Source organism: Streptomyces sp. NPDC037271 (assembly GCF_055603605.1).
This window is the reverse complement of the sequence record NZ_JBVJVN010000003.1, coordinates 382,770-404,589: the sequence shown is the minus strand read 5'-3', so window position 1 is coordinate 404,589 and position 21,820 is coordinate 382,770. Positions and strand designations below refer to the sequence as shown.

20 protein-coding genes and 2 pseudogenes are annotated in these 21,820 nt (G+C 71.2%); 11 read left to right on the top strand and 11 right to left on the bottom strand.

Going from position 1 to position 21,820, the window contains the following annotated elements:
• Positions 1-125: 125 nt before the first annotated feature.
• Positions 126-1,481 (bottom strand): D-alanyl-D-alanine carboxypeptidase/D-alanyl-D-alanine endopeptidase, encoded by a 1,356-nt coding sequence (gene dacB / locus ACZ7G3_RS09625; protein ID WP_470924485.1) that lies wholly within the window; start codon positions 1,479-1,481, stop codon positions 126-128.
• Between the two features lie 568 nt (positions 1,482-2,049).
• Positions 2,050-5,136, bottom strand: a complete 3,087-nt coding sequence (locus ACZ7G3_RS09620; protein WP_470924483.1) for an FG-GAP-like repeat-containing protein — start codon at positions 5,134-5,136, stop codon at positions 2,050-2,052.
• 704 nt (positions 5,137-5,840) lie between these two features.
• Between ACZ7G3_RS09620 and ACZ7G3_RS09615 the strand changes: the two genes are divergently transcribed.
• Positions 5,841-6,326: a hypothetical protein gene (locus tag ACZ7G3_RS09615; RefSeq protein WP_470924481.1), complete on the top strand. Its 486-nt coding sequence runs from the start codon at positions 5,841-5,843 to the stop codon at positions 6,324-6,326.
• A gap of 45 nt (positions 6,327-6,371) precedes the next feature.
• Here ACZ7G3_RS09615 and ACZ7G3_RS09610 read toward each other — a convergent pair.
• Together ACZ7G3_RS09610 and ACZ7G3_RS09605 are read right to left on the bottom strand one after the other, a co-directional pair.
• Positions 6,372-7,062, bottom strand: a pseudogene (locus ACZ7G3_RS09610) (IS5 family transposase); the annotation flags it as partial.
• Positions 7,011-7,169 (bottom strand): annotated as a pseudogene (locus tag ACZ7G3_RS09605) (site-specific integrase); the annotation flags it as partial. The pseudogenes ACZ7G3_RS09610 and ACZ7G3_RS09605, both read right to left, overlap by 52 nt.
• A gap of 237 nt (positions 7,170-7,406) precedes the next feature.
• Between ACZ7G3_RS09605 and ACZ7G3_RS09600 the strand changes: the two are divergent.
• The gene (locus tag ACZ7G3_RS09600) at positions 7,407-8,162 is read left to right on the top strand and encodes a HipA family kinase (protein WP_470924479.1); all 756 of its coding nucleotides are present in this window, start codon (positions 7,407-7,409) and stop codon (positions 8,160-8,162) included.
• A complete protein-coding gene (locus ACZ7G3_RS09595) occupies positions 8,159-8,542 on the top strand; it encodes a DUF3037 domain-containing protein (protein WP_470924477.1) in 384 nt (127 codons plus the stop codon). The genes ACZ7G3_RS09600 and ACZ7G3_RS09595 overlap by 4 nt, the downstream gene beginning before the upstream one ends.
• 43 nt (positions 8,543-8,585) lie before the next feature.
• Here ACZ7G3_RS09595 and ACZ7G3_RS09590 read toward each other — a convergent pair whose 3' ends face one another.
• Positions 8,586-9,398, bottom strand: coding sequence for a hypothetical protein (locus ACZ7G3_RS09590; protein ID WP_470924475.1), 813 nt, complete (start codon positions 9,396-9,398; stop codon positions 8,586-8,588).
• Between the two features lie 282 nt (positions 9,399-9,680).
• Here ACZ7G3_RS09590 and fabG point away from each other — a divergent pair, with 282 nt between their 5' ends.
• The 5 genes from fabG to ACZ7G3_RS09565 all read left to right on the top strand — a co-directional run bounded on the left by fabG (position 9,681) and on the right by ACZ7G3_RS09565 (position 14,492).
• A complete protein-coding gene (fabG, locus tag ACZ7G3_RS09585) occupies positions 9,681-10,442 on the top strand; it encodes a 3-oxoacyl-ACP reductase FabG (protein ID WP_426598605.1) in 762 nt (253 codons plus the stop codon).
• Positions 10,443-10,501: 59 nt separating this feature from the next.
• Positions 10,502-11,263 (top strand): SDR family oxidoreductase, encoded by a 762-nt coding sequence (locus tag ACZ7G3_RS09580; protein ID WP_426598604.1) that lies wholly within the window; start codon positions 10,502-10,504, stop codon positions 11,261-11,263.
• A 209-nt stretch (positions 11,264-11,472) separates the two neighbouring features.
• Positions 11,473-13,059 carry an ABC transporter substrate-binding protein gene (locus tag ACZ7G3_RS09575; protein ID WP_470924473.1) on the top strand — a complete coding sequence of 529 codons (1,587 nt, stop codon included), beginning with the start codon at positions 11,473-11,475 and terminating at the stop codon, positions 13,057-13,059.
• Between the two features lie 82 nt (positions 13,060-13,141).
• Positions 13,142-13,825, top strand: a complete 684-nt coding sequence (gene ung / locus ACZ7G3_RS09570) for a uracil-DNA glycosylase (RefSeq protein WP_426598602.1) — start codon at positions 13,142-13,144, stop codon at positions 13,823-13,825.
• 124 nt (positions 13,826-13,949) lie between these two features.
• Positions 13,950-14,492, top strand: a complete 543-nt coding sequence (locus ACZ7G3_RS09565) for a hypothetical protein (RefSeq protein ID WP_470924472.1) — start codon at positions 13,950-13,952, stop codon at positions 14,490-14,492.
• 34 nt (positions 14,493-14,526) lie between these two features.
• On the opposite strand, the gene ACZ7G3_RS09560 is transcribed toward ACZ7G3_RS09565, so the two are convergent.
• Both ACZ7G3_RS09560 and ACZ7G3_RS09555 read right to left on the bottom strand, forming a co-directional pair.
• Positions 14,527-14,991, bottom strand: a complete 465-nt coding sequence (locus tag ACZ7G3_RS09560) for a hypothetical protein (protein ID WP_470924470.1) — start codon at positions 14,989-14,991, stop codon at positions 14,527-14,529.
• Positions 14,992-15,142: 151 nt separating this feature from the next.
• On the bottom strand, positions 15,143-15,655 hold the full coding sequence (locus tag ACZ7G3_RS09555) for a DinB family protein (RefSeq protein WP_426598599.1): 513 nt from the start codon (positions 15,653-15,655) through the stop codon (positions 15,143-15,145).
• A gap of 51 nt (positions 15,656-15,706) precedes the next feature.
• Between ACZ7G3_RS09555 and ACZ7G3_RS09550 the strand changes: the two genes are divergently transcribed.
• Together ACZ7G3_RS09550 and ACZ7G3_RS09545 are read left to right on the top strand one after the other, a co-directional pair.
• A complete protein-coding gene (locus tag ACZ7G3_RS09550; RefSeq protein WP_470924468.1) occupies positions 15,707-15,964 on the top strand; it encodes a hypothetical protein in 258 nt (85 codons plus the stop codon).
• 13 nt (positions 15,965-15,977) lie between these two features.
• Entirely contained in the window at positions 15,978-16,883 is a 906-nt protein-coding gene (locus tag ACZ7G3_RS09545) for a Gfo/Idh/MocA family protein (protein WP_426598596.1), read from the top strand.
• On the opposite strand, the gene lnt is transcribed toward ACZ7G3_RS09545, so the two are convergent.
• The gene (gene lnt, locus ACZ7G3_RS09540; protein ID WP_470924466.1) at positions 16,807-18,381 is read right to left on the bottom strand and encodes an apolipoprotein N-acyltransferase; all 1,575 of its coding nucleotides are present in this window, start codon (positions 18,379-18,381) and stop codon (positions 16,807-16,809) included. The genes ACZ7G3_RS09545 and lnt overlap by 77 nt on opposite strands.
• A gap of 284 nt (positions 18,382-18,665) precedes the next feature.
• Here lnt and ACZ7G3_RS09535 point away from each other — a divergent pair, with 284 nt between their 5' ends.
• A complete protein-coding gene (locus tag ACZ7G3_RS09535) occupies positions 18,666-19,406 on the top strand; it encodes an SDR family NAD(P)-dependent oxidoreductase (protein WP_426598594.1) in 741 nt (246 codons plus the stop codon).
• Positions 19,407-19,532: 126 nt separating this feature from the next.
• Here ACZ7G3_RS09535 and ACZ7G3_RS09530 read toward each other — a convergent pair whose 3' ends face one another.
• The 3 genes from ACZ7G3_RS09530 to ACZ7G3_RS09520 form a co-directional block, all read right to left on the bottom strand.
• Positions 19,533-19,712, bottom strand: a complete 180-nt coding sequence (locus tag ACZ7G3_RS09530; RefSeq protein ID WP_426598593.1) for a hypothetical protein — start codon at positions 19,710-19,712, stop codon at positions 19,533-19,535.
• 63 nt (positions 19,713-19,775) lie between these two features.
• Entirely contained in the window at positions 19,776-20,651 is an 876-nt protein-coding gene (locus tag ACZ7G3_RS09525) for an undecaprenyl-diphosphate phosphatase (RefSeq protein ID WP_470924464.1), read from the bottom strand.
• Positions 20,652-21,006: 355 nt separating this feature from the next.
• A complete protein-coding gene (locus ACZ7G3_RS09520; RefSeq protein WP_470924462.1) occupies positions 21,007-21,795 on the bottom strand; it encodes a TVP38/TMEM64 family protein in 789 nt (262 codons plus the stop codon).
• Between the last annotated feature and the right edge of the window lie 25 nt (positions 21,796-21,820).

Below are 21,820 nucleotides of genomic sequence, written 5' to 3'. Positions count from 1 at the left end.
GTGCGCTGAATGCCGTCGGAGGAGTCAACGAGCGGGAGGGGCCGGAAGGTTCACCCGTCCGCGCGCCGCCGGTGGGCGGCGCGCGGACGGACCGTGGTGTGCGATGTGTCAGACGCGGTGGCCGGTCAGGCCCAGCAGCCGTTCACGGTGGCGGCGAGGCCGTCCATGGCGTCCTTGATGTCGCTCGGGTCGGCCGACGAGTTGTTCTCGATGAAGGAGAAGATCCTCCACTCGCCGTCCTCGGTCCGCGTGACACCGCTCAGGGCGATGGCCCCGGTGAGCGTGCCGGTCTTCGCCTGCACCTTGCCGACGGCGCACTGGGAGTTGGCGTCGTCGAAGCGTCCCCACTCCGGGCCGAGGCTGGAACCGGCCTCGCCGGCGACCGGCAGCCCGTCCAGGATCGAGCTCAGGGCGGGAGACTCCGTGATCGCGTCGAGGAGCTGCGCGAGGGTCGCGGCCGGGATGCGGTCGGCACGGGAGAGCCCGCTGCCGTCGTACATCTCGAAGTTGTCGAGCGAGATCCCGTACGAGCTCAGCACCTGGCGGACGAGTTCGGTGCCGCTCTCGAAGGTGGCCGGCTTGCCCAGCTCCACGGCGGACATCCGCAGCAGGGTCTCGGCGATGTTGTTGTCGCTCGTCTTGAGCATCTGCTTGACGATGGCCGACAGCGGCGCAGACTTGTGCTGCGCCACGGGCACGTCGGACCGCTTGGCCGTCGCGCGGCTGACGTCGCCGTCTACGGTGATGCCCTGCGCGGCGAGCTGCTCGGCGAAGACGTTGCCGGCGTTGATCGACGTGTCGTGCACGGCGGCGCCGTCGACGACGAGGGAACGGACCGGCGTGACCTCGGTGGGGTAGTAGCCCTCGTTCCAGCCCTTGGCGAGGCTCGGAGCGGCGAACAGGCTGTCGTCCACGCGGACCTTGACGCCGGACAGACCCGCGGCCTTGAGACCGTCGGCGGCCGTCCTGGCCAGCTCGGCGACGTCGTCGCTGGTGAGGGTGCGGTCACCGCCGCCGACGAGGGTGAGGGTGCCGTCGCCGTACACGACCTTCGTGGTGAACTCGTGGTTCGCGCCCAGCAGCGTCAGCGCGGTGGTGGCCGTGGCGAGCTTGGCGTTGGAAGCCGGCATGAGCGTGGTGGAGCCGTTGTGGTCCCAGAGGGCGGTGTCCGAGTCGGCGTCGAGCACCACGCCGCTGACGTCGGAGCCCAGACGCTCGTCGGCGACGCGCTCGTTGAGGTTCTTGACCAACCGGGCGTCGTCGGCGTCGAGGCCGTCGACCGAGATGCCCTGCGCCGTCGTGGTGCTGTCGTCGGCGGCGAAGGCCGAGGTGCCGGCCAGCGTGGCGGAGGCCACGGGCACGGCCATCGCGAGCACGAGGGCGCGTCGCGCGCCGAGGCGGCTCACTCTTGCCCTGCGGTGCCGACGGCGTCCGCCCGGGGCGAAAGTGTTGGTGGGGGTTTCGTCCGGCGTACCAGTCATAAAGTGAAATCCAAAGATCGATTACTTCGTTCTGTGGGGTGGAACGATGGGCACGTTACCAGCCGTCAGTTGGACGGCAGGATCGGAAATTGATGGCGCGTGAACGACTCGTGACGGTTCATGACCGTCTCGTGACGGGTGCGGCCTGGGCGTCAGGGGGAGGGCGCCCGCGACGGGCTGTCGAGGTGGTTTCTGACGGCCAGTGAATTACGAAACCCATTTCCGTGCGTCTTTGTGAAAGAGTCCTTTCGGTGTCGTACGGGCACCTCCCCTGCCCTTTCACGCACCGGAAAGGGACCTTCGGGTAATCCGTGCCGGCGCCGGGCCGGAGGCGCGGGTCGGGAACCGAATGCGGGTGAGCGGCGTCCGCGGCCATTGCGCGGATCTCGGCGTAGGGGTGCGCGCGGCCACCATGGGCGCCACCGTCTCCGTACGACGCGGACGTGGGCACCCGGCGACCATGTCCGGCGCTCACCGCCCGTGCCTCGGCGCACAGCCGCCGGGCACCCGTAGCGGGTGCCCGGCGGCTGTCGGTCACCGGTCGTGCGGGTGCGTCACCGGCCCGGCGTCACCATGTGCCCGGCTCCGCGTACCAGGAGCGCTGCGGGTTCTCGAACGTGCCGTCCTCCCGGGAGGGGAAGGTGAACACCCGGGTGGCTCCGAAACCGTAGTTGTACATGGTCAGGATGTCGGCCCGGCCGTCGCCGTCGGCGTCACCGGAGAGCGGCATCCCCGAGGCGGCGGCGTCCCAGACGTCCGGCTGGGTCTCCCAGCCCGCCAGGGGATCAGCGAAGCCGCCGTCCACCTGCGCCGTGAAGGTGTGCAGGGCGGTCACAGCGCCGTCGTGCCGGTACATCACCGCGGCGTCGGCGCGCTTGTCACCGTTGTAGTCGCCGCTCGTCAGCTCGACGCGATCGAGCTCCCAGCCTCCCGTCTGCACGTTCCACGACTTGAACGGCTGGCCCAGGGTGCCGTCGGGCTCGGCGATGAACGTGAACAGGGCGGCGGCGCCCGCGCCGTAGCCGTAGAACGCGATCAGGTCGGCCCGGCCGTCGCCGTTGGCGTCGCCCATCGTGTAGCGGGCGTTCTCGGCCCACCAGTTCCCGTCACCGGAGTTGAAGCCGCGCACGGGCATGTCGAACCCGCCGTCGGCACGGCCGAGGAACTTGTGCAGGCCCATCTGGGCGTTGCCGTAGTCGTAGACGGTGGTCAGGTCGGCCCGGCCGTCACCGTTCACGTCGCCCGCCTGGACCGAGATCACCCGCTCCATGTCCCAGCTGTTCGGCGGCAGGACCGCGCTCTTGAGCAGCTCGAGCCCGCCGTCCTTCTGCGTGACGAACGTCCACATGGCGGCCGACCCGTCCGCGTAGCCGTAGAACGCGATGACGTCGGTGAGCCTGTCGCCGTTGACGTCACCGGCCGTCCACTTGGCGCGGGCGGCGTCGAAGGTGGCCCGGTTGCTCGTCCAGACCTCCTTCGGGGGACGCATACCGCCGTCGGTGTCGGCGGTCAGGACGTGGATGCCGGTCGACGAGTTCCCGTAGTCGTAGACCGTGATCATGTCGGTGCGGCCGTCACCGTTCACGTCACCGGCGAGGTCCGTGCGCAGGTGCGCGGTGAGCTCGTCCGGTTTCTGCGGGGTGGTCGTGCCGCTCGTGCGGTTCCAGCGGACGTAGCCGTTCTCGAAGTCGGTCCGGATACCGCCGGTCACCTGGTACTCCCCGGACGTGGGGAAGCCCAGCCAGCTGTTCTCCGACTTCAGCTCGGTCCACTTGCGCATGATGGCGTTGTGGACGGGCCAGGCGCCGGTCGCCTTGCTCCAGTAGATCGCCGTGTTGTGCGTCTCCTCGTCCCGGAACCGGAACCGCTGGTACCAGCCCGGCTTGGGCGTGGTGGCCTTCTCGCCCTCCATCGGATATCCGACGTGCTGCGGGCCGCCCAGTGCGAGGTACCGGGTGTAGATGCCGCCCTGCACCTCGTGGGCGCCGGTGCCGGAGGAGTAGTAGACGGCGCTGCCCTTGCCGGACTTGCTGAAGGTGCTGAAGTAGCCGACGCCGTCGCTGGTGCGGCGCTCGTCGGCGGTCGGGTAGCCGAGGACTCCGCCCTCGCGGCCCAGCTCGGTCCACCTGGCCCGGATCGCGCCGCGCACCTCCCACGCGCCGGTGTCCGGGCTCCAGTAGACGGACCGGTTGTCGACGGTGGTGCCGGGTGCCCGGAAGTGCGCGTACCGGCCGGCCTTGTCGGGAGCGGTGACGACGTCGGTGCTCGGGTATCCGAAGCCGGCCGGGCCGCCCAGCGCCTTGTACTTGGCGAGAATCGGGCCGCACAGGGTGCGCTTGCCGGTGGCCTTCGACTCGAAGGTCTTACAGGTGCCCCACGGGGTACCGCCGGTCACCAGCGGGCGGGCGGGTCCGAAGGCGGAGCCGTCGGCGAGCGCCCGGCCGGGGAACTCGACCGCGCTGCCCACCCCGTCCCGGGACCACAGGTCCGGGAACCCGTCGCCCTCGAAGTCGCCGTCCGTGGCGAGGTGCGGGTGGGCGGAGCCGGTGAAGCCGCTGCCGATGGACGTGGCGCGCGCGGCGGGGTCGGCGTACACGCTCAGGTCGGCCGCGGTGACGTCGTCCTGTACCGGGTTCTGACGGCTGGTGTACTGGTGGATCTTTCCGCTGTCGACGTCGCGGGCCCACAGCTCGGGCAGGCCGTCGGCGTTGAGGTCGCCGGGGGCGAGGAGCGTCATGTTCTGCCAGTCGGCGTTGCCCAGGGACACCGGCTCGACCTCGTCGATGAGCGGGCTGCCCTGACTGCCCAGGTAGAGCCAGAGCTCGGCGCCCGCCTTGACGAGCAGGTCGGGCGCGTCGTCGGCGTCGACCCGGCCGTCGGCGTTGTCGTCGTTGACACTGCCGATCGACAGCGCCTGGTCGGCGTTCCTCCAGTGGTTGGCGTCCTCGACGGCGACCTCCAGCGGCCAGCGGCCGGTGTCGGTGCCCCCGAGTTCGCCGTCGCCGCGGTTCGTGTAGACCCACAGCTCCTTGACGCCCGGGTCCTCCAGGCCCGGCCGCAGGGCGACGAGGTCCTCGTAGTAGTCCTCGTTCCAGCTGCCGCGGTGGGTGAGCACCGCGGTGCCGAAGGACTCCTCGTCGGCCTGGCGGCCCACGCCGAACTTGCCGTTGCCCTGGCCCGGGTGGATCCACAGGGCGCCGCTGCCGGGGTCGACGGTCCACATGTCGACCGTGGTGTCGCCGTTGAGGTCACCGGGCCTGTCCCGCTCCGGGGCGCGCGTCGGGTAGAAGAGGTACGTCTTCAGGTCGGAACGGTTGCCCGCGGCGTCGAGGCTGCGGACGTACAGGTACTGCGGGCCGGCGTTCAGCGGTGTGTAGGTCACCGGCTCCTTGGCGGGTCCTCCGGCCCTGGCGGCGTCGACGAACCGCTCACGGGTGTCGGAGTCGGTCCACCAGACGTACCGGGTGACGTCGGTCACGCCTTCCGCGGTGAACTGGAACTTCCCCTCGGTGCGGGCCGGGTTGCCGTCCTTGTCGACCACGCCCACCAGGCCCGGCCGGAACTGGACATCCGTACCGGCGACATGCACACCGTACGACTCGGCAAGCGCATGGACGTCGTGACCTGCATGGGCAACAGCCTCGCCTACGTGCACGCCCACAACGAGATCGGCCAGGTCTTCGCCACCTTCGCGGCCCACGCCCAGCCGGGCACGCTGCTCGTACTGTGCTCCCCAATCGCCCCGATCAGCCGGACCGAGCCGACCACCGCCACGGTGGACACCCCAAGGGGACCGGCTACCGTCACCATCCGGCACGAGTGGGACCTGCGGACCCAGATCAACACCATGCACCGACACTGGGTGCTCCCCTGGGGCGACGAAGCCCGAGGCGAGATCCGCAGGCGTGTGTTGTTCCCCCGCGAGTTGCGAGTTGGAGCGCTACGCGGAGTGCGTCGGCTTCGAGGTTCTGGACATGCTCGACGGCACAGGGGCAGGGCTCACCGGCCCAACCGCATACACAGTGGCCCGATACACCGGGCGGTGACCGGCGGAACGGAAAACGGCGCCAACGCCAACCGCCCGAACCCTGACGGCAGTAGCGACGGCAACACCCACGGACTTCCCCGCACAACCACGGACGCCAGCGGAACCCAAGAAGCGCGCTGACCAGCGAAAAGCAGGTTAGAGGGGTGCGCGTAGCACACGTATTATGTGCTGGCGGGGGCTGCGCCGGTCCTGGTCCACAATTGCGGCCCCAGTGGTGACGGGCTACACAGAGCTCGTGACACGATCATGAGCGGGGCACTTCGGCATCCTCGTGGGCTGCGCGCCGCGACAGGCGTGGCATCGTCGTGCAGATGAGCCCTGTGAACAACGCTGCCAGTTCCTCCGAAAGCGCCTGGATCTTCGGCCTGGAGGAGCTCCCCGCCGTTGACGTGAGCGAGGACGGCACAATGCATCCTCCCGTCTTCGGCAGGATTCTGATCAGGGCCCCCGAGGACACGCCACAGGCTTTGCGATGGACAGCAGAGGAATTCGTTGACCAGTGTGGGCCTGACTGGGCAGTCTCGTCTGTCCTTCTGCAATGGCTCAAGATCGAGGCCGGCGACGAGCTACTACTGGGCGTGGAAAGCTGTGTTCTGGAGCGCGTCTCCGACGATGAGATTTGCCTTCACGCAAACTACAACCAATGGGACGATCTGGTCGTCCCTATCTCAGCTGTTCGACGCATGCTGGCCGACATGGCGCACTTCATCGTCACGGAGGCCCGCCACCCGCTGCCTGCCTGGAGGATCAGGCGACTGGGAGAGCGGGACTGGAGGCGCAGGCGCGACGCTGGGTAGGTCGGCATGCGCGACCTACTGGTCGCATTCTTCCCATCGTGGTGCTCACTCAGTTGCTTTCTTGAGCCGTCGCCAGCAGATGAGACTGCAGGCGAGGGAGACGAAGGCGTCATGGAGTTCGGCGCGGCGTTCCCAGCGGATGGCGAGGCGTTTGAAGTGGTGAAGCAGGGCGAAGGTCTGCTCGACGACATAGCGGAGTTTGCCCAGGCCCTTGATGTTGGGTGACCCCTTGCGGGAGATGACGGGCAGGATCCGGCGCTTGCGCAGCGCGTCTCGGTTCGGGTTGGAGTCGTAGCCCTTGTCGCCGAGCAGGGCTTCGGGTCTGCGGCGGGGCCGGCCGGGGCGGCCCGCGACGGGTGGGATGCCGTCGACCAGGGCGAGGGTCTGTTGACGTCGTTGACATTGGCCGCGGTGGTGATGACTTTGAGCGGCGTGCCGCTTCCGTCGCAGATCAGGTGGTGTTTGCTGCCTGTCTTCCGCCGGTCGACCGGCGACGGACCGGTGTCGCGTCCCCCTTTTTCGCGCGGACGTGGGGGCCATCCACGCACGCGCGCGACCAGTCGAGCTCACCGGCCGCGTTCAGTTCGGCGAGCAGGAGCCGGTGCAGCCGGTCGAAAACCCCTGCCTTCCGCCACCGGTCCAAGCGACGCCAGCACGTCTGCCCCGCGCCGAACCCCAGCTCCAGAGGGCGATGCGGCGTTCGGATGCTGGGGTTTCGGTGGGCACGTGGGTGAGGCCGCCGCTTCGGGTGCGCTGAAGCGAGCGCCGGATGCTGGCCGTTCCGGTGGTGAGGTCGAGGTCTTCTCAGTGGAGGCCGAGGAGTTCGCCCTTGCGGAGGTCGGTGACGTTGCGGGCCACGTTCCGGAGGCGGGGGAGCCGGTGGTGATGCCGGCGCGATGGCTCGGGCATTCTTCTCCGGCTGTCACGCTTGGTTACTATGCTCACTTCATGCCGGCGGCTGGAAGTAAGGGCCGCAGTGTCATCGACGGACTGCTGGGGAGACGAGGGGACGAGCGTGTCGGTCGGAACTCTCCGAGTTCCCCCCTGTTTTGAGGTCAACGAGCGACGGGACCTTCGAAAATGTTGAAAGAGGTCGTCGCGACCCGCTACATCACGCCCCTGCGTGAGGGCGGTTCGCTGCCGGGGCTCGTCGAGGCCGACGACCTCGGGACGTACGTCCTGAAGTTCACCGGCGCGGGGCAGGGCCGCAAGACGCTCGTCGCCGAGGTGGTCTGCGGCGAACTCGCCCGCCGCCTGGGCTTCCGGGTGCCGCGCCTTGCCACGGTCGGCCTCGACCCGGTGCTCGGGCTAGGTGAGCCCGACCAGCAGGTGCAGGAACTGCTCAAGGCGAGCGGCGGCACCAACCTCGGCATGGACTTCCTCTCCGGCGCGCTCGGCTTCGACCCGCTCGCCTTCGAGGTGAGCCCCGAGGAGGCGGGCCGGATCGTCTGGTTCGACGCGCTGGTGAACAACGTCGACCGGTCCTGGCGCAACCCCAACCTGCTGCGCTGGCGGGGCGAGGTGTGGCTCATCGACCATGGCGCGACCATGATCTGGCACCACAACTGGCCGGGTGCCGAGGCCTCGGCCGCCCGGCCGTACGACGCCTCCGACCACGCTCTGGCGCGCTTCGCGCCGGACGTCCGCTCCGCCGCCGCCGCGCTCGCGCCCCTGGTCACCGAGGAACTCCTCGCCGAGGTCACCGCCGAGATCCCGGACGTCTGGCTGCTGGACGAACCTGGCTTCGCCACACCGGACGACCTGCGACGCGCCTACGCCGAGCCCCTGCTCGCGCGGGCCGCCACCATCCACGAACGCGTCGAGGGGAACCGGTGAACGACCGCCACGTGTTCGAGTACGCGCTGCTGCGCGTCGTGCCCCGTGTAGAGCGCGGGGAGTGCGTCAACGCCGGGGTGCTCGTGTACTGCCGGGGCAAGTCCTACGTCGGCGCCCGCACTCACCTCGACGAGACCAGGCTCCTCGCCCTCGATCCGGACGTCGACCTGCCCGGCGTACGCGCCGCACTGCGTGCCGTCGAGGCGGTGTGCACCGGCGGGGGCGCGGCGGGGCAGGCGGCCGGCGACGACCCCGGCCGCCGCTTCCGCTGGCTGATCGCCCCCCGCTCCACGATCGTCCAGCCCGGCCCCGTCCACACCGGTCTCACGACCGACCCGGCGGCCGAGGCCGAACGGCTCCTCGGCGTGCTGGTGCGGTAGGGCGCGTCCGGCCGGTCGGGTACGTGCCCGGCGAGGTCCGCACTCAGGCGTGTCGGCGGCGCCTGATCACCCAGCCCGCGGCGAGCGTGGCGCCGGTCACGAAACTCAGGCCGATGCCGATGTCCCAGTCGCTCGGCCCGGAGCCCGAGGCGCCACCCAGTCCGCCCTGCGTGCCGAGCGTCGGTGTCACGGCGGGGGAGGTCGCGGGCGCCGGGGCCGGCGTCGTGCTTGCCGGACGGGGCAAGGAGGTGGCGGAGATCGTCGGGACCTGCGCCCGCCGCGGTGGCGCCGCACCTGCCGTGCCGTCGTCCGCGCCGTCGTCCGCCTCCCGCATCCCACCGATTCCGCCCTGGTCGCCCTGGTCGAAATGCCCCTGGTCAAAACGCCCCTGATCGAAATGCTCTTGCTCGGAATGCCCCTGGTAGTCGGATTGGCCCGGGTCGAATCGCCCCTGGTCGAATTGGCCCTGCTCGGGCTCGCCCTGGTCGAATCGCCCCTGCTCGGGCTCGCCCTGGTCGAATCGCCCCTGGTCGGGCGCGCCCTGGTCGAACTGGCCCTGCTCGGGTCGTCCCTCGTCGGGTCGTCCCTCGTCGGACTGCTGCTGGTCCAGTCCGTCCTCGGTGGGTGGGCCGTCGTCGGGTCGGCCCTCGTCGCGTGGGTCTTCCTGGAGTGCCTCCGGGCAGTACGGGTCCGGGTCGCCCGGCTCGCTGTCCAGTCCGGCCTGGACCGTTTCCTGGTAGGTGTAGCTCCGGCAGTCCAGGTCCGAGTCCAGGTCCTGAGCGTGTGCGGGGATGGCCAGCGGCACGATCGCGGCGATCGCGACGGCTATGCCTGCTGCACCGGTGTGACGGCGCATGGACGCCTCCTTTCCGGCCACGAGTGGCTCGCGCTTCGACGCTAGGGCTCCGGCGGTGCGGGGGCCCGCAGCGGTGGGCCGATCGGGCGACCGGAACGGGGGCGTCGGCTCGGCGTCGGCATCGGGGAGCCAGGTAATGGATCACACCGGCCCGGTGTCCCGTTGACACCGGGTGCCGGGGCTTCTAGCGTCACGTCTGCGGAAGGTACTAAGCGGTCGCTCACCCAGAGCATGCCGCGACGCTCCGCACGGGCCGCATCCCCAGGACGAGGAGAAGCAGCAATGTCCACCACTGAGCAGCGGGTCGCCGTAGTCACCGGAGCCGCGCGCGGCATCGGTGCCGCCACCGCCGTACGACTGGCCGCCGAGGGCCGCGCCGTCGCCGTCCTCGACCTCGACGAGGCCGCCTGCAAGGACACCGTCGAGAAGATCACCGCGGCCGGCGGCACGGCGATCGCGGTCGGTTGCGACGTCTCCGACGAGGCGCAGGTCGAGGCGGCCGTGGCGCGGATCGCGGAGGAGCTGGGCGCGCCGGTGATCCTCGTCAACAACGCGGGCGTGCTGCGCGACAACCTGCTGTTCAAGATGAGTGCCTCCGACTGGGACACCGTCATGAACGTGCACCTGCGCGGCGCCTTCCTGATGTCCAAGGCCTGCCAGAAGCACATGGTGGACGCCGGCTTCGGCCGTATCGTCAACCTGTCCTCCTCCTCCGCGCTCGGCAACCGCGGCCAGGTCAACTACTCCGCCGCCAAGGCCGGTCTGCAGGGCTTCACCAAGACGCTCGCCAAGGAGCTCGGCAAGTTCGGCGTCACCGCCAACTCCGTCGCCCCCGGCTTCATCGCCACCGAGATGACCAAGGCCACCGCCGACCGCGTCGGCATGGGCTTCGACGACTTCAAGGCCGCCGCCGCCACCCAGATCCCGGTGGCGCGCGTCGGCGAGCCCGAGGACATCGCCAACGCCATCGCCTTCTTCACCGGCGAGGCGGCGGGCTTCGTCTCCGGCCAGGTGCTGTACGTGGCCGGCGGACCGCTCGACTAGGGAACACGGAGACCACGGAACACGGAGACTAGGGAACACTGGGACTAGGGATCACTGACATGACTGAACTCCCCGGACTCTCCGGCAAGGTCGCGCTCATCACGGGCGCCAGCCGCGGTATCGGATACGGCGTCGCCGAGGCGCTCGTCGCGCGCGGCGACCGGGTCTGCATCACCGGCCGCAACGAGGACGCCCTGAAGGAGGCCGTCGACAAGCTCGGCCCGGACCGGGTCATCGGCGTCGCCGGAAAGGCACACGACGAGGCCCACCAGGCCGTCGCCGTCGAGCGCACGATGGAGGCCTTCGGCCGCGTCGACTTCCTGGTCAACAACGCCGGCACCAACCCGGTGTTCGGGCCGATCGCCGACCTCGACCTGAACGTCGCGCGCAAGGTCTTCGAGACCAACGTGATCTCGGCGCTCGGCTTCGCCCAGCGCACCTGGCACGCCTGGCAGAAGGACAACGGCGGCGCGATCGTCAACATCGCCTCCGTCGCGGGCCTGTCGCCCTCGCCCTTCATCGCCGCGTACGGCGTCAGCAAGGCCGCGCTGATCAACCTCACCGCGCAGCTGGCGCACGAGTTCGCGCCCGGGGTGCGGGTCAACGCCATCGCCCCGGCCGTCGTGAAGACCAAGTTCGCCGCCGCCCTGTACGAGGGCCGCGAGGAGGAGGCCGCCGCGGGCTACCCGCTGGGCCGGCTCGGCGTGCCCTCCGACATCGGGGGCGCCGCCGCGTTCCTCACCTCGGAGCAGTCCGGCTGGGTCACCGGTCAGACGCTCGTGGTCGACGGCGGCATCTTCCTGAACGCCGGCGTGGCCTGATACCGGCCGTCGCCGACCCCTCGAGATCGCTCCCGGACACGGGCGCCGCTGACGGAAACGGCGCCCGTGTCCGCGTTTCGAGACCACGGGGCGGTGACAACGTAGTCATCGCCAGATGATCAAAACCCCTGTTCAGAAGGGGGTTCAGGTGGCGTGGCGCTGCGGTATGGTCTGCCGACCCTTGGTACGGCGGATCGAGGAGCGTGCGCGTGTTCAACCGGAACCGAGGCCTGCGCCGAGTGGCGGCCATCGTGTCCATGTCGGCGCTGGTCACCGGATGCGGCATCCTGTCGTCCGACAGTTCCGAGGACGAGGGACCGATCGTCGTGGGGACGACCAGTGCCCCCAGCACGCTGGATCCGGCCGCCTCCTGGGACGGTTCGTGGGAGCTGTTCCGCAACATCTACCAGACGCTGCTCAGCTACCCCAACGGTGCGACCGCGCCCGAGCCCGACGCCGCCGAGGAGTGCGCCTTCACCGACTCCACGAACCAGGTGTACCGCTGTGAGCTGCGCGAGGGCCTGACCTTCTCCAACGGGGACCGGCTGGACGCCCGGGCCGTCAAGCACTCGATCGACCGGATCAAGGACATCGACGTCAACGGCGGTCCCGCCGGTCTGCTGGGCAGCCTCGAACGGGTCCAGGCGCCGAGCGAGCGGGAAGTGGTCTTCCACCTCAACAAGCCCGACGCCACCTTCCCGTTCGTGCTCGCCACCCCCGCCATGTCGATCGTCGAACCCGGCGGCTACCCGGCCGACGCCCTGCGCGAGGACGGCAAGGTCGTCGGCTCCGGCCCGTACACACTCGAGTCGTACGAGGAGGGCGAGCGGGCCGAACTCGTCCGCAACGACCGCTACAAGGGGTTCGCCGAGCGCCACAACGACGCGGTGACCGTCCGCTACTTCAAGGACTCCGACGGCATGGTGGAGGCGCTGCGCGGAGGGGAGATCCAGGTCACCTACCGCGGTCTCGCGGCCGACGACGTCATCACGCTGCAGGGCGGGACCGGCAAGGACGAGGACCTCCAGCTGGTCGAGGGCAGCGGTACGGAGATCCGTTACCTCGTCTTCAACCCCGAGGACCCGTGGGCGGGCCGGAAGGAAGTGCGCCGGGCCGTCGCCCAGGTGATCGACCGGGCGGCCATCGCCCACACGATCTACCAGGACACCGTCGATCCGCTGTACTCGATGGTCCCCAAGGGCCTCACCGGCCACACCACGGGCTTCTTCGACGACTACGGCGACCCCAGCGTCGCCAAGGCCCGGAAGATGCTCACCGACGCCGGCATCACCGAGCCCGTGCCGCTCACCCTCTGGTACACCAGTGACCGCTACGGCTCCGAGACGGCACGGGAGTTCAAGGAGATCAAGCGCCAGCTCGACGCCTCCGGCCTGTTCACGGTCACCCTCGAAAGCCGCCCGTGGAAGACGTACGTCGCGGGCTACCAGGAGGGCGAGTACCCGGTGTTCGGCCGCGGCTGGTCCCCCGACTTCCCGGACGCGGAGAACTTCATCGCGCCCTTCGTCGGCAAGCAGAACGCGCTCGGCACGCCCTATGCCGCACCGGAGATCACCGGTGAGCTGCTGCCGCGCTCACGCCGGGAGAGCGACCGTGCCCACGTGGAGAAGGACTTCGAGCGGGCCCAGCAGATACTCGTGGACGACGCGCGGCTGCTGCCGCTGTGGCAGGGCAAGCAGTACGTGGCCGTCAGCACGGACATCTCGGGCGCGGAGCGGGCCATGGACCCCTCGACGATCATGATGATGTGGCAGCTGCACCGGAAGACGAGCTGGTAGACGCTGGTCGGCGCGCCCGTTGTCAGTGGTCGCCGGTAGGTTCTGGGGAGTGGAAACGACCGCACAGCGTAAGGAAGTCGACGTGACCGACATCGCCATGCTGCCCGAGTCCTGGCGCGAGGTGCTGGGCGGCGAACTGCAGAAGCCCTACTTCAAGGAGCTGACGGAGTTCGTCGAGGAGGAGCGGGCGAACGGCCCCGTCTACCCCCCGCGCGAGGAGGTCTTCGCAGCGCTGGAGGCCACGCCGTACGACCAGGTGAAGGTGCTGGTCCTCGGGCAGGACCCGTACCACGGCGAGGGCCAGGGCCACGGGCTGTGCTTCTCGGTCCGGCCGGGCGTGAAGGTGCCGCCGTCCCTGCGGAACATCTACAAGGAGATGCACGCTGAGCTGGACACCCCGATCCCGGACAACGGCTATCTGATGCCGTGGGCGAAGCAGGGCGTCCTGCTGCTCAACGCAGTGCTCACGGTCCGGGCCGGCGAGGCGAACTCGCACAAGGCCCGGGGCTGGGAGCTGTTCACCGACGCGGTGATCCGCGCGGTGGCCGGCCGGACCGACCCGGCGGTGTTCGTGCTGTGGGGCAACTACGCGCAGAAGAAGCTGCCGCTGATCGACGAGACGCGGCACGTGGTCGTCAAGGGTGCGCACCCCTCGCCGCTGTCGGCGAAGAAGTTCTTCGGCTCCCGCCCGTTCACGCAGATCAACGAGGCGGTCGCGGGGCAGGGCCACGAGCCCATCGACTGGACCATCCCCGATCTGGGCTGACCCCGCCGGGCGGGCCGGTCCGCCCGCCGGTCCGCCCGCGCGCGTCACGGGCAGCCTGACCGGGAATCGCGGCAGGTGCCGTTAGCGTCGTCGGGGACAGCCGACGACGGGCACGGAGGAAGCGGTGGCCAAGGGACAGGAGCAGGCGGCGCCGGACGCCGTGCTGACGCGGATCGGGCAGGTCGCCATGCTGCACCACGCGGGCGACCGTGAGGAGGCCCGGCACCGCTTCCTCGGCCTGTGGGCGGAGATCGGCGAGCACGGTGATCCGTTGCACCGCTGCACCCTGGCCCACTACCTGGCCGACACCCAGGACGACCCGGGTGACGAACTGGCCTGGGATCTGCGCGCGTTGTCCGCCGCCGAGGAACTGACGGAGGACCGGCTCACCGGCCGGCACCACGACACGCTCGCCGCGCGTGCCCTCTACCCGTCCCTGCACCTGAACCTGGCCGCCGACTACGACCGGCTCGGCCACCGCGAGGCCGCCCGCGTGCACCTGCGACGTGCCCGCGGCGCGGCCGAGTCCCTCGCCCCCGACGGCTACGGCGACGGCGTGCGCGCGGCGATCGACCGGCTGGAGCGACGACTGGACGAGGACGGGCCCACGTCCGACGGGCCCGAACGGCCCGGCGGGCGGTGGGGGCCACCGCGGCAGCGGCCGTAGCCCGCCCCGGCCCGGGCGATCCCCGTGGTCGGGCTCAGTGGCCGTACGCCTGGTCGCAGATGACCGTCTCGGGGCTGCCCGGCCGCCAGCCGCCGTACCGTTTGCCGAGGGAGCAGACGTCCGCGTTCCTGCCGACCGGCGGCGGAACGCCGGGGACCAGGACGCGAGGTCGCTCGGCCCCGTGCGCGCGCTCCGGTGCCTTGGAACGGGCGGGCCGCGGCTGCTGTTCCGGGTGGGCACGGGCGGTCGGCGGTTTGCGCTGCGGCGGGGCCGGCGGGGGCGCCGTGCGGCGGGGTTCGCCGGAGGCGTGGCCGGAGGGCCGGGAAGGGGCCCGGGAGGGGCCGATCATCTCCAGTGCCTCGCGGGCCGGGGCCTGCACGACCCTCGGCTCGGCCGGGCCGTCCGGGTGCGGCGCGGACGAGCGGGCGCCGGCCGCCGACGGGTCGGCCGCGGGCGGGCCCTGGACCGTCGTACAGGCGGTCAGGGCCGAGACAGCCACGGTCACGAGGAGCGTTGCGGTGGTCGTCGTTCGATGCACCCGCGCCACTCTGCTGGGTCGGGCCCCGTCCATGGCGCCGGACAAGCGGAGGATGCCCCGCACGGGTGATGTCCGGCCCCGTACGGAGGCTCCGGGCCCGGTGAAGGTGACGTCATTCGCCCGTGGCGCCGTCGAGGCGCTCGCGGAGCAGGTCGGCGTGCCCGTTGTGGCGGGCGTACTCCTCGATCATGTGGGTGTGGATCCAGCGCAGGGTGTACCGCTCACCGGTGCGCCGGTGCCTGCCGCGGGTCGGTTCGTCGAGGCGGGCACCGGCCGCGTTGCGCCGGGCCGCCTCGATCTCGGCCTGCCAGGTGGCGTGGGCGTCCTGCCAGGTGTCCGCCTCGGTCAGCCGGAACTCGCCGTCCGGGTTCTCGTCGCTGTAGTAGATCGGGTCCGCGTCCTCGTCCGCCAGCACCCTGCGGTACCAGCTCCGCTCCACCTCCGCCATGTGCCGCACCAGCCCCATCAGGGACAACGTCGACGGGGCCACGGCGGGGGTCCTGAGCTGGGCGTCGGTGAGGCCCTCGCACTTCCACGCGAGGGTCTGCCGGTGGTACTCCAGCCAGCCCTCCAGCATGGTGCGTTCGTCGGCGTCGGCGGCGGGTTCACGGCGTTCGGTCGTCATGTCGGCATCCTCACCGATGGCGACCACGCCCACCAGGTATTTTCCGCACAGTTGCCGCCCGGTGCCGTTCGCACCGCCGCCGACGCGATGCTCGCCGACCCCGGCGACGGCGACCGCCCGGCCCGGGTGCGCACCCCCGACGGCGAGCCGGAGGCCGACCTGGCCGGGATCGCCGTACGCGACATCACGATCGCCGCGCTGTCCAAGACCGGACCGGCCCTCTTCCCGCGCGGCTTCGACGGCATCGCCGACTGGCGGCCCCCGCGGCAGCCGTATGCTTCCCCGCAGACCCAGGTCGGCGAGCGTTAGAGGAGCACACCCCGTGAAGGTCGGCGTCATCGGACTCGGCGACATCGCGCAGAAGGCCTATCTGCCGGTGCTCGCCACCCTGCCCGGGGTCGAGTTGCACCTGCAGACCCGCACCCCGGCCACGCTCACCCGGGTCGCCGACGGGCTGCGCCTCCCGGACGGGCAGCGCCACGCCGGCCTCGACGCGCTCCTCGCCGAGGGCCTCGACGCCGCCTTCGTGCACGCGCCGACGACCGTCCACCCGGAGATCGTGACCCGGCTGCTGGAAGCCGGCGTCCCGACCTACGTCGACAAGCCGCTCGCCTACGAACTCGCCGACTCCGAGCGGCTGGTGGCCCTCGCCGAGGAACGGAACACCGGCCTCGCCGTCGGCTTCAACCGGCGCCACGCCCCCGGGTACGCGCAGTGCGCCGAGCACCCGCGCGAGCTGATCCTCATGCAGAAGAACCGCACAGGCCTGCCCGAGGAACCGCGCACCATGATCCTCGACGACTTCATACACGTCGTCGACACGCTGCGCTTCCTGGCGCCGGGACCGGTCGACGACGTGACCGTCCGCGCCCGCGTCCAGGACGGCCTGCTCCACCACGTCGTGCTCCAGCTCGCCGGGGACGGCTTCACCGCGCTCGGTGTCATGAACCGGCTCAGCGGCTCGGCGGAGGAGATCCTCGAGGTGTCCGGCCAGGACACCAAGCGCCAGGTGGTCAACCTCGCCGAGGTGATCGACCACAAGGGCCGGCCGAGCGTGCAGCGGCGCGGCGACTGGGTCCCGGTGGCCCGCCAGCGCGGCATCGAGCAGGCGGTCCTCACCTTCCTCGACGCCGTGCGCGCCGGGCAGGTGCTCAGTGCCCGGGACGCGCTGGAGACCCATGAGCTGTGTGAGCGGGTGGTGCGGGCGGTGGCGGAGCGCTCCGCCTGAGCCGCACCGTCCGTACGCCCTCGGCGGCGGCCCAGACCGCGAGGACCAGCAGCGCGCCCCGCACCGTCCAGTCGCCGTACCGGACGTACGGTGTGCTGCCGTGCGTGACCGGGACCTCGTACACCCGCGACGCGCTCGCGTCGGTGCCGAGCCACGACCCGATCCGCGAGCCGTTCGCGTCGTAGACGGCGGAGACGCCGGTCAGGGTCGCGTGCACCATCGGGCGGCCGGTCTCGGCGGCGCGCAGCGCGGCGAGCGAGGCGTGCTGCGCGGGCGCCCAGGTGTGCTGGAACGTCGACGTCGACGACTGGGCGAGCAGCACGTCCGCGCCGTCGGCGGCGAGCCGGCGGCTCATGTCGGGAAACGCGCTCTCGAAGCACACCATCGGCCCGATCCGCAGCCCGTCCCCGACGTCCATCACCACCTGCTCGGTTCCCCGCCGGCGGTCCTCGCCCGCCGCCTCGCCGACGGAGGTGGCCCAGCCGAGCAGGGAGCGGGCCGGGACGTACTCCCCGAACGGGACGAGCCGCATCTTGTCGTACCGGTCGCCGGTCGGGCCGTCGGGGCCGACGAGCACCGAGCTCTTGTAGATGCCCGGCTTGTCGGAGCGCCGCGCGTCCACGTTGACCAGGATGTCCGCGCCGGTCTCCCGCGACAGCGCCGCGAGCCGGCGCGCCAGGTCGGGCCGGTCGTCCAGGTCGAAGCCGACGCTGCTCTCGCCCCAGACGATCAGGTCGAGGTCCCGGTCGGCGAGCCGGCGGGTCAGCTCCTCCTCGCGGTCGAAGCGCCGGTCGGCACTGTCCCGGCCGGCGACGATGCCGGGCTGTACGACGGCGATCGCGACCCGCTCGTCGGCATCGGGGCGCGGGGACCAGACCCAGGCCGCGGAGGTCGCGGCGGCGGTGGCGACGAGCCCGGCCAGGGCCGGCACCCGGGCCCGGCGGACGGCGACGAGCACGGCGACGGCGACATTGACGGCCACCACCAGGAAGCTCAGCAGCCACACCCCGCCCACCGAGGCGAGCCGCAGCGCCGGCGCCACCTGCCACTGACTCGCGCCGAGGACACCCCAGGGGCCGCCGAGCCCCTCCCAGGAACGGACCAGTTCCACCGCCAGCCAGCCCGACGGCAACACCACGAGCGCCGCCGCTGCCCGGCCGGCCGAGGGCGCCCCGCCCAGCAGCCGGCGCACCTGCCAGCCCCAGGGCGCCCACAGGGCGCCGAGCAGCGCGGCGATGACGAACGTGAACACGTGCAGGTTGGGCATCAGCCAGTGGTGCATGGCCAGCATGAATCCGAACCCGCCGCACCACCCGTCGTACGCCGCCCGCTTTCCGGTCGGCGCCGTCCGGGCCAGCAGCAGCCAGGGCACCAGCGCGACCCAGGCCCACCACCACAGGGCCGGACCCGGGAAGGCGAGCACGGGCAGCGCCCCGGCGACCGCGGCGGTACCCGAGCGCCGCCACGGAGAGGCGAGCCAGTGGTCGAGCGTCTTCATAGGCGCCTCCCTACCCCGTGGTCCCTTCAGTGTGCGCTCTCGGCGAGGCGGATTCAGTTGATCACATCGGATGTCCCGCGCCGGGGACGCCGACCAGTGGTTCATGAGCCGGGCGTCGGCAGCTGTGCGGGCGGAGGGATCTCCTCTAGGATGATCGATGATCGATCAAAATTCGGACCTTTCGGTCTCGCGATCTGCTCACTCGACCTTTTGTCTCTTCCTTCTCTTCCCTCTCGGTCTCTTCCCTCTCGGTCTTCTTTTCCGAGCTTCTGCTGGAGGTACTCATGAAGCGTCCCGTCACGGTGGTCACCGGTGGCAGCCGGGGAATCGGCGCCGCCGCCTGTCTGCGGCTCGCGGCGGACGGGCACGACGTCGTCGTGGGCTATGTGCGGGACTCGGCGGCCGCGGAGGGAGTGGTGGCCGGGGTGCGAGCGGCGGGGGGCCGCGGTGTCGCGGTACGGGTGGACACGTCGGTCGAGGCCGACGTCGACCGGCTCTTCGAGGTGGCGGAGGAGCGGCTCGGCCCGGTGACGGGACTGGTGAACAACGCGGCGGTGACCGGACCGCTGGGACGGCTCGCCGACAGCGACACCGCCGACCTGCGCCGGGTCCTCGACGTCAACCTGCTGGGCGTGCTGCTGTGCGCCCGCCGCGCAGCGCGGCTGATGACCGAGCGGGGGAGCGGCGTGATCGTGAACGTGTCGTCGGGCGCCGCGACCATCGGCAGCCCGGGGGAGTACGTCCACTACGCCGCGACCAAGGCGGGCGTCGACGCCCTGACCCTGGGACTGGCCAAGGAACTCGGGCCGGACGGTGTCCGCGTCAACGCCGTCGCGCCCGGGGTCGTGGACACCGAGATGCACGCGTCGATGGGTGACCCCGACCGGGCGCGGCGGATGGGGTCGGCCGTTCCGCTGGGCCGGGCGGGCCGGGCGGAGGAGATCGCCGCGGCGGTCTCCTGGCTGATGTCGCCGGACGCGTCGTACACCACGGGCACGGTACTGCGGGTGGCGGGCGGGCGCTGACGCCCGGGCGGTGCTGTGGACGGCCCGGCGGACGCCGGGCCGAGCGGACGGGAGCCCCGAGGGGCCCGCTGGGCCCGCGGCGCATGTGCGCGGCGGGTGGCTCCGCGCGCCGCGCGGCCCCGGCCCTCAGGCCGCCTCGATGACCTCGCCGCGGATCGCGGTCGCCCACTCGACCACCAACAACTCGTACTCCACACGCTCCTGAGCCGACAGGGACCCGCCCGCGCGCCGCCACAGGGCACGGATCTCGTCGTTCAGCTCCGCGGCGGACCGCACGGAACCAGGGGTCACGGATTCGGGGGACATGCGGACAAGCCTAGGGGCAAGCACTGACAGAGCGCTACCGGACGGCTACACGAGCGGGCGCGGTCAGCCGGACGACTCCGCGGCGTGCGGGCTGAGTACACCCGTCGCGACCAGGGCGATGATGACGATCCCGAGCGCGATGCGGTACCAGACGAACGGCATGAAGCTCTTGGTCGAGATGAACTTCATGAACCAGGCGATGACCACGTACCCGGTGGCGAAGGCGATGGCCGTCGCGAAGAGCGTCGGCCCCCAGGAGACGTGGTCGTTCTCCATCGCGTCCTTGAACTCGAACAGACCGGAGGCGAGCACCGCGGGGATCGCGAGCAGGAACGAGTACCGGGCCGCGGCCTCGCGCCGGTAGCCCATGAACAGACCGCCGCTGATGGTGGCCCCCGAGCGGGAGACGCCGGGAATGAGCGCCGCCGCCTGGCAGAGACCGTAGATCAGGCCGTCCCGGACGCTGAGGTCCTCCAGCTCCTTGCGCCGCCGGGGCGCGCGGTGCCGGCCGCCCTTCTCGTCCCGCGCGGCCATCCGGTCCGCGATGCCGATGATCACGCCGACGACGATGAGCATCGTCGCGGTGATCCGCAGGTCGCGGAACGGTCCCTCGATCTGGTCCTTCAGCGTCAGGCCCAGCACACCGATCGGGATCGAGCCGATGATCACCAGCCAGCCCATGCGCGCGTCGGGGTCCGCGCGCAGTTCCTTGTTCGCGAGCGACCGCGTCCACGTCGAGACGATCCGCCCGATGTCCTTGCGGAAGTAGATGAGAACGGCGGCCTCGGTGCCGATCTGCGTGATCGCGGTGAAGGCCGCGCCCGGGTCGTGCCAGCCGGAGAACGCCGCGGTCAGGCGCAGGTGCGCGCTGGAGGACACGGGGAGGAACTCGGTCAGCCCCTGGACGAGTCCGAGGATGAGTGATTCAAACCAAGACATGGGTTACGGGGTCCAAGCGGCGATCGAGAAACGGTCGATGGGCACGCCGAACCGCCGTGTGCGGTGATCAGGATCAGGCGTGCCGAGGGGCAGCGTAGCGCCCCTTGATGAACACCGGGCCACGGGGTGAACGGGCTCCGGGCCGCCGTCGGGCGGTCACCGTACGGCCCGGGACCTGTGGGTGGGCGGTCGGGTCCTCGTGCCGGACGGTGCCGCGACAGGCCCGGCAGGCGACCGGTGGGACGAGCTCGTCGCCGCAGGCGCGCTCGGTCACCACGGACCGGTCGCCGTCCGCGCGCAGGTGCCGGCCGGCCCGTGCCGTGAGGGTCGTCCGGACCGGCGGTGCAACGCGCTCTCAGCGTCCGCGCAGTTGGTGGCGCCTGCGCCAGGCCACCACCGCGCCCGCCAGCCCGGGCAGGGCGATGCAGGCCAGCGCGATCAGGAAGGCGGGAGAGGTCGGTGTCGAGGCGCGGGCGCCGGCGATGGCGTAGGCGGCGGTGTTGGGGATCGATCCGAGCCCCGTCGCCAGCAGGAAGGGCAGCAGGCCCATGCGGGAGACGGCCGCGCAGTAGTTGGCGGCGACGAACGGCACCCCGGGGAACAGCCGCGCCGCCAGCATCGAGCGGAAACCGTGCCGACTGAGCTGCCCGTCCGCGGCCTTCAGCCACTTGCCCCGCAGCAGCGAACGCAGCGCCTCCTGGCCCAGCGCCCGCCCGAGGCAGAAGGCGATCCCGGCGCCGAGCACCGTCCCCGCGAGGGCCGAGGCGAGGCCCAGTTGCCATCCGAACAGAGCGCCGGCCGCCAGGTTCAGCAGGGGCCGCGGTACGAAGGCGACGGTGCACAGTCCGTACGCCACCGCGTACGCGACCACCGCCGCGGTGCCCCCGAGCTGCGGCGGCCAGCCGTTGGTCAGCAACTGCTGCGGCTGGAACAGCAGCACCGCGGTCGCGGCCGAGGCCAGCAGGGCGACGAGCAGGGAGAGCCGGGCCCACGGGGAGAGCAGAACCCTCGTCACGCGGGCGGCGAGACCGGTCGGTGAGGCCGGCGCGGACGGCCCGACGGCCGCGGCGACGGCGAGCTCTGCTGCGGCGGTCCGGGGAGAGACCGTGGCGGTGCCCCCAGAGCGGGTGGTGGCATCGAACATCCGGTGACACTAACCGACGATTGTG